Source organism: Pseudomonas sp. RL_5y_Pfl2_73, assembly GCF_963970515.1.
Taxonomy (GTDB): Bacteria; Pseudomonadota; Gammaproteobacteria; order Pseudomonadales; family Pseudomonadaceae; genus Aquipseudomonas.
The window spans coordinates 1-6,460 of record NZ_CAXAPD010000061.1 but is presented as its reverse complement, the minus strand read 5'-3'; the positions used below and the strand labels follow the sequence as shown (position 1 = coordinate 6,460).

The window sequence follows — 6,460 nt, the reverse complement described above, 5'->3', positions numbered from 1 at the left end:
GCAGTATCCAACTGGTGCCCGAGCCGGTCTATGAGGGCGCTTACGACATCGACCGCGATCCGGTGTGGCAGCACAAGCCCACACCTGTGACCTTCAGCACCGTGGCCTGGTACCAATGCGACCACCTCGGCACGCCGATGGAGCTGACGGACGAACACGGCGATATCGCCTGGACCGGGGTCTACAAAGCTTGGGGGCTAGCCAAGGAGCAGCGTAGCGAGACCGCCAAACGTACCGACATCCGCAATCCGTTGCGCTTTCAGGGGCAGTACTACGATGTGGAAACCGGGCTGCACTACAACCGCTATCGGTACTATGATCCACAGGTGGGGCGGTTCATTGGCAAGGATCCGATTGGGTTTGCGGGTGGGCTGAATGTCTATGCGTATGGACCGAATCCAGTTGAGTGGGTTGATCCGTTTGGGCTGGCTAAATCTGGACGCTGGCAACCCGTAGGAAATGGCAGAATTCGCATTGATCCCCCTCACGTAGAGAACACAAATCAACAACCCCATGCTCACTGCGAGTGCAAATCTAGACGCAAAGAAATCGTCATAAACCAAGATGGCACCCAAAGCCATGGATCTCGCGGAGACATCTCGGGCCTAACTCGCACTGAAAAAGAATTTTTGAGAGATAAAGGTTTTGATGTATGAAAAAGCTAAACGCCTTCACCATTCACGGAACTGCCATCAATTCCAGCCATGAGCTAAAACTTGATGAGATATCAATTGTAGCTGATGCCAACACACTCGAATTGATCGGATTTTTTTTTATTAACGCAGCCAAAGAAATGAAAGAAAACAAACTTGAGCACCTGCACCTTCAGGATGTAGCAAGCAATTTCTCATATGACAAGCACGTAGACATTATTATTTTGAATAAAGATGTAGTAATGACCACGTCTAATTGATGCCTGCTATTCGCAGGACACCACAGACAAAAGCAGCTCGGTGATCGAGTCCATCACGTACTTCGGACTCAACTTCCAGTGGAAGTTGATGGCATCAGGATCGCCTGCGGCGCAACCCTGATCGCAGTAACTTTCACTGTACCGTACATCCGACGCACTGCTCTTTAACAACTGGACATCATCGACATTGGCTTGATCGCGTTAAGGATGCTCCGATCAACTTGCCGCATGGCGGTGGTAAGTCGAAATTTCCTCGGGACGCACCGCTATTTGCCAAAAAACGACCGATGCTTCGTGTATTGAGGGCTATTTCGTTTGGTCTTCCGTGTTAAGCACGCAACTCGCCCATACCCATCAGCTGTTTTCGAGCCATCCACAGGTTTGACAGGGCGAACAGCGTGGTCAACTGAGCTGTGTTTTTCATCAGTCCACGAAAACGCACTTTAACGTAACCAAACTGCCGCTTGATCACCCGAAACGGATGCTCAACCTTGGCCCGTGTCTGAGCTTTGCAGTACTCGATCTTGCGCTTGGCTTTGTACAGCAGGCTGCGTTTATTCAACTTGGAATAGGTGCTGCGGCGAGCTGCGATTTGCCAGATCACTTCACGATTTTCATGCTCTTTACGCTTCTCGACACCGGTGTATCCAGCGTCCGCATACACCGCGTTTTCTTCGCCATGCAGTAGCTCGGCGACCTGTGTGACATCGGCCACATTGGCGGCCGTGCCATGGACGTGATGAACCAATCCCGACTCTGCATCGGCGCCAATATGGGCCTTCATCCCGAAGAAATACTGATTACCTTTCTTGGTCTGATGCATCTCGGGATCGCGCTTGCCTTCCTCGTTCTTGGTGGAACTGGGGGCATGAATAATGGTGGCATCGACGATAGTGCCTTGGCGCAGCGACAGGCCTTTTTCTTGTAAATAACCGTTGATGACCGCGAGGATCGCAGGTGCGAGTTGATGCTTCTCCAGCAAGTGCCGGAAGTTCATGATCGTAGTGTCTTCCAGGATCGGCGCGCTCAACGTCAGGCGTGCGAATTGGCGCATGGGCGTGATTTCGTAGAGCGTTTCTTCCATGGCCGGATCGCTCAGGGAGAACCAGTTCTGCAACAGATGGATGCGCAATATGGTTTCCAGCGGATACGGTTTACGGCCACCGCCGGCCTTGGGGTAGAACGGCTCGATCAGCCCCAGCAGGCCTGTCCAGGGCACGACCTGATCCATCTCGGCGAGGAAGCGTTCGCGGCGTGTTTGCTTACGTTTTCCGGCGTATTCGAAATCGGAAAAGCTCATCTGGCTCATGGCCAGCTCAGATCAGGTTGTCAGGCGTATTTCAGCACAGTTGAAGACTTGTTCGGAGATTCCCAAGGTGTATATCACGGACCAAAGCCCAAGTATCAAAATCCCGGTCACCACGACCTTTCATCAGGAAATTTCCGAGGCGGCGGATCCAAAACATCAGTGATACCAAATAATGCAGAGCAGCTTTACAAGCGCGCAATACCTGATGCAGATGGAAAGCACTGGTATGCCATGGATGACAATGGCGTTGTTCACCGATTCGGAAATAGCAATGATGGTAACGTTCACTGGAATGGAGACTCATCGCAAGGGCGGGGCGTTCCACTCCCACCTGAAGTTGAAAGGAGATTGAACGTTATGAAAAAAGACTGCATTTGCGGAGTTAAGAAAAAATGACAGCCTCATTTGTGAAACTAGACACATTCCTTTCAAACGACAGAAAGTATATATTTTCTAGATGTCAATTCGTGTTCACCTCAACCACTATTGGTGACCTCTATCAAATAATTTTGACAAATACACTTATTTGCGCACTTGAAGACCTGACCACCCGTCTAAACAAATACAAGTTAACAGCTTGCAATTCAGACAATGTAGAAAATGAATTTACAGCTCTTCTAGAAAACAATATTCGAAGCTCATGTCTACCGATTGGAGTTGAAAATTTTGACGGCGATCTGGCAGCTTTTTTTGTCATTGAAAATGTGGAAAAAATGATTCTCAAGCCGTGGGGGGCAAAAAACCTCTCACTTGAAAGCATCAGCCTTGGTCAATACAAAAATGAGATAGCAGCCATCACAATAAAACTAGAAGATCAAAGGAGACGCCTCACTCCAAAGCTCTATTATTGAGTGAATTAAATTTCATTAACAGCCGACTACAGGTGTTATCAATATGAAAAACATTGTTCGACTCAACGACGTAACCGACCACGGCGGTTTGGTAATCGAATCCATCCCCCACACCAACCTCAACGGTAAACCGATGGCTGGCAAAGGCCACATGGTGATGTGCCCCTTATGCAAGGGCCCCTTCCCGATCGCCGAAGGCAGCAGCACCTATTCCGTCAACGGCATTCCCATGGCATTGGATGGCATGAAGACCACCTGCGGCGCCACCCTGATCGCCAGCGACTCCCGCGGCTCCGTTCACCGCTGACCGGCAACCCCGCTCTTTAACAACCGGACAACACCGGCATTGGCTTGATCGCACCAATGCCCATGCCTGCGTCAAACCCGCGACGCCGAAGGTCGCCTGCTCAAGGAAACTGGCTTCGACCAACAGACCACCCACTATCTCTACGACCACGGCAGCAACCAACCGACTCGCCGCCTTGATGATGACCGCGTTACCACATTTGAGTACGACCCACTCGGCCGCCTGATCGCCCGCCATGCCGGGCACAAGGAAGGCCTGGAATGGCAGACCGAAACCTTCGCCTATGACGGCAACGGTAATCTGCTGCTCGCCGAGTACGTCGCCTGCAAACTGCAATGGTTCTACGAACCCCGCAGGCAACAACACTCGTGAGCATCAATACCTGCGTTACCTGCAGGAACCGCGTTTGGCCTCGCCAAAAAGAAAGGCGGATCAGGCGGAACCCCAAAGCAAGCTCAAACCAAAGTTAAAAGAGATCAAGCACCGCCTGAGATTGTACGAATTGACGCACCGAAACAGAGCGTACCCAACAGTCAGTGGCATGCACATTGCGAGTGCGGGTCAGGCTACAATCTTGATGGAACAGTTCATGACAAAGGCAAGGGCGATGTAACCTCTTCCAATAAAACAATCGACAGGCTAAACAATCACGGCTGGGGAATACCGAAAAAATGAAATTTACAGACTTATATAACTCCATAATCAACCAAGAGCCATATAACGATTTGGATATATTTTTTGAGAGCCACGATAGTTTTGAAGAAATCCCACTCACATCAAGGCTCAGCAGAGCAGACCTGCTTTCAGAGTCACTGGGAAAAAACAATATTCTAGATTTCCTGATCGGACTTTCCGTATTCCTGCTAAACACAATAAATACTTTATCGCGAACAAGAAACATAAAAAAAAACGAGCTATTCATCGCAATAACGTTCACAGACTTTGGCGACACCTGCAAAAAATCAATGCATCATTCCAAACATATTCATTCATCCAAATCAAAACGAAGCCAATGACTTAAAAAAGCACTTAAAGCAAAACCACCCCAACAAAAAATCTATCGAACTCACAACAATTCAAGAGCACTTCTCAACATGCAACTTTAAAGACAGCTTCATATTTTATGAAAGTAGGTTTTTTGACCAAGCTTGCAATGAGGATATCGTAAGGATATATGCCATCCCTAAGGATGGTCTGAAATAGACGGATGTTTTCCGGCTATCGAGCCGTCAGTACTTTTCAAAAAACGACCCGCGTCGAAATTTGATCAATTTTCTTCATTTTTCAGCCCTTCCGGGCGCAGCAAGGCGCTTCGCAGCGCCCATTTGCTGTATTACACGCGCACCTCTCCTGTGCCCGCCAATAAATGTCGACGCGCCATCCACAGGTTTGACAGGGCGAACAACGTCACCATTTGCGCGGTGTTCTTGGGCAGCCCCCGAAAACGCACTTTTTCATAGCCAAACTGGCGCTTGATCGGAATATCTCCCAACGAATTTTCTGCCCAGTGTGCGGAAGTAAATGCAATCTCCCGAGCAAAAAACAAAGGAATAGACTTGAAGGAAGCCACAATTTCAGTAGCAAATGTGCGTGAAAAAAAAAGCAGCAGCGGCATTCACGGAACCAGCAAACCTCCATGTTCGGTTTGCAATCCACTTTTGAAGAAATTTGACATGAACCTATTAGAGAGATGCAACAAAAATGGACAAGTCAAAGATACTATTGAAATTCAAAAACCTCCCCACCCAAGACATCCAGCTGTACGGATCTCTATGCCTCAAAGCATATTGCGAACAAAAAGAACTGTCGCACCCTGCCATTTTCGAGCTACTCAATCATCTTGGGATGATGCACTCAAGTAAAAACCTACCTGAATGGGACAGCAAAGGCGCTTTATTGGCACTGAATGGAAGAGGAGATGACATACCAACAGACCTAGAAGACATGTTAATACAGAAAAAATCCACCGATTTCACCTCTCTTGTTGACAACGTAGTGGAGATAGGAATCGTGGATCTGTATGAAGAAAAAACAAACCTGCCTATTCAGTTCCTAGAACGAGCATTGGCCATATTGGAAAAGAACAACACCCCATTACCATTACCCAACAAACAATTAAGCTAGTTTACCCACCAAAACACAATGACAAAAAAGGCACATGGCAAACAGATCATATTCCAAAAAAACCACTCTTGGTAAATCTCACAAAAAAGCACTTCATGACTATGAGTTACATTACTCGACAACCAGAGTGAACATAGCGAAATGAAAACGATAGTTCGCCTCGGCGACACCACCGACACCACCGACGACGCTGGCGTTGTCACTGAGTCCATCCCCCACACCAACCTCAACGGCCAGCCCATGGCCGGCAAAGGCCACATGGTGATATGCCCCTTATGTAAAGGCCCCTTCTCGATCGCCGAAGGCAGCAGCACCTATTCCGTCAACGGCATTCCCGTGGCATTGGATGGCATGAAAACCAGCTGCGGCGCGACGCTGATCGCCAGCGGCTCCCGCGGTGCCGTACATCGCTGACAGGCACCCCGCTCTTTAACAACCGGACAACACCGGCATTGGCTTGATCGCGCCAATGCCTATGCCAACTTCAAACCCGCGACGCCGAAGGCGGCCTGTGGAAGTACGACTACGATCAACGCGGCAACATCATCGAAACCATCGATCCGCTGGAGAGCACCACCCAGTACACCTACAACAGCGACAACCTCCCCGTAGTCATTACCGATGCCAACGACGGCAGCAAGCAACTGGCCTACAACGCCGATGTCCAACTGATCCGCTACACCGACTGCTCAGGCAAAGTCAGCCAGTGGCAGTACGATTCTTTGGGGCAGCTAACCAGCTTTACCGATGCCGAAGGGAACACTACTGCCTACGAATACCGCGCCGGGCAACTGGTGCGACTGATCCACCCAGACAAAACCGACGAACTCTTCGAGCGCGACGCCGAAGGTCGCCTGCTCACCCATACCGATGCCCTGCGCCAACGCACCACCTGGCACTACAACGAAGTCGGGCTGATCCAGCAACGCCTGGACGCCAACGGCACCAGCCTCGAC

9 protein-coding genes and 1 pseudogene are annotated in these 6,460 nt (G+C 49.7%); 8 read left to right on the top strand and 2 right to left on the bottom strand.

Annotation, left to right across the window (positions count from 1 at the left end):
- Both AACY42_RS27765 and AACY42_RS27760 read left to right on the top strand, forming a co-directional pair.
- A partial coding sequence (locus AACY42_RS27765) for an RHS repeat-associated core domain-containing protein (RefSeq protein WP_339483685.1) occupies positions 1 to 656 on the top strand: 656 nt, incomplete at its 5' end.
- Complete coding sequence (locus AACY42_RS27760; protein WP_339483684.1) at positions 653 to 913, top strand: hypothetical protein; 261 nt, start codon at positions 653 to 655, stop codon at positions 911 to 913. The genes AACY42_RS27765 and AACY42_RS27760, both read left to right, overlap by 4 nt.
- Positions 914 to 1,241: 328 nt before the next feature.
- Here AACY42_RS27760 and AACY42_RS27755 read toward each other — a convergent pair whose 3' ends face one another.
- Complete coding sequence (locus tag AACY42_RS27755; protein WP_339483683.1) at positions 1,242 to 2,222, bottom strand: IS5 family transposase; 981 nt, start codon at positions 2,220 to 2,222, stop codon at positions 1,242 to 1,244.
- A 467-nt stretch (positions 2,223 to 2,689) separates the two neighbouring features.
- Here AACY42_RS27755 and AACY42_RS27750 point away from each other — a divergent pair, with 467 nt between their 5' ends.
- From AACY42_RS27750 to AACY42_RS28880, 3 genes are all read left to right on the top strand, one after another.
- Positions 2,690 to 3,073: a hypothetical protein gene (locus tag AACY42_RS27750; RefSeq protein ID WP_339483682.1), complete on the top strand. Its 384-nt coding sequence runs from the start codon at positions 2,690 to 2,692 to the stop codon at positions 3,071 to 3,073.
- A gap of 43 nt (positions 3,074 to 3,116) precedes the next feature.
- A complete protein-coding gene (locus tag AACY42_RS27745) occupies positions 3,117 to 3,380 on the top strand; it encodes a PAAR domain-containing protein (protein WP_339483681.1) in 264 nt (87 codons plus the stop codon).
- A 671-nt stretch (positions 3,381 to 4,051) separates the two neighbouring features.
- A complete protein-coding gene (locus tag AACY42_RS28880) occupies positions 4,052 to 4,396 on the top strand; it encodes an Imm15 family immunity protein (protein WP_445261764.1) in 345 nt (114 codons plus the stop codon).
- Between the two features lie 317 nt (positions 4,397 to 4,713).
- On the opposite strand, the pseudogene AACY42_RS27735 reads toward AACY42_RS28880, so the two are convergent.
- Positions 4,714 to 4,857 (bottom strand): annotated as a pseudogene (locus tag AACY42_RS27735) (IS5/IS1182 family transposase); the annotation flags it as partial.
- A gap of 224 nt (positions 4,858 to 5,081) precedes the next feature.
- On the opposite strand from AACY42_RS27735, the gene AACY42_RS27730 reads away from it, so the two are divergent.
- The 3 genes from AACY42_RS27730 to AACY42_RS27715 form a co-directional block, all read left to right on the top strand.
- On the top strand, positions 5,082 to 5,504 hold the full coding sequence (locus tag AACY42_RS27730; RefSeq protein WP_339483680.1) for a hypothetical protein: 423 nt from the start codon (positions 5,082 to 5,084) through the stop codon (positions 5,502 to 5,504).
- 141 nt (positions 5,505 to 5,645) lie between these two features.
- A complete protein-coding gene (locus tag AACY42_RS27725; protein WP_339483678.1) occupies positions 5,646 to 5,918 on the top strand; it encodes a PAAR domain-containing protein in 273 nt (90 codons plus the stop codon).
- A 308-nt stretch (positions 5,919 to 6,226) separates the two neighbouring features.
- Positions 6,227 to 6,460, top strand: a 234-nt coding sequence (locus AACY42_RS27715) for a hypothetical protein (RefSeq protein WP_445261763.1), incomplete at its 3' end; no start/stop codon positions are given.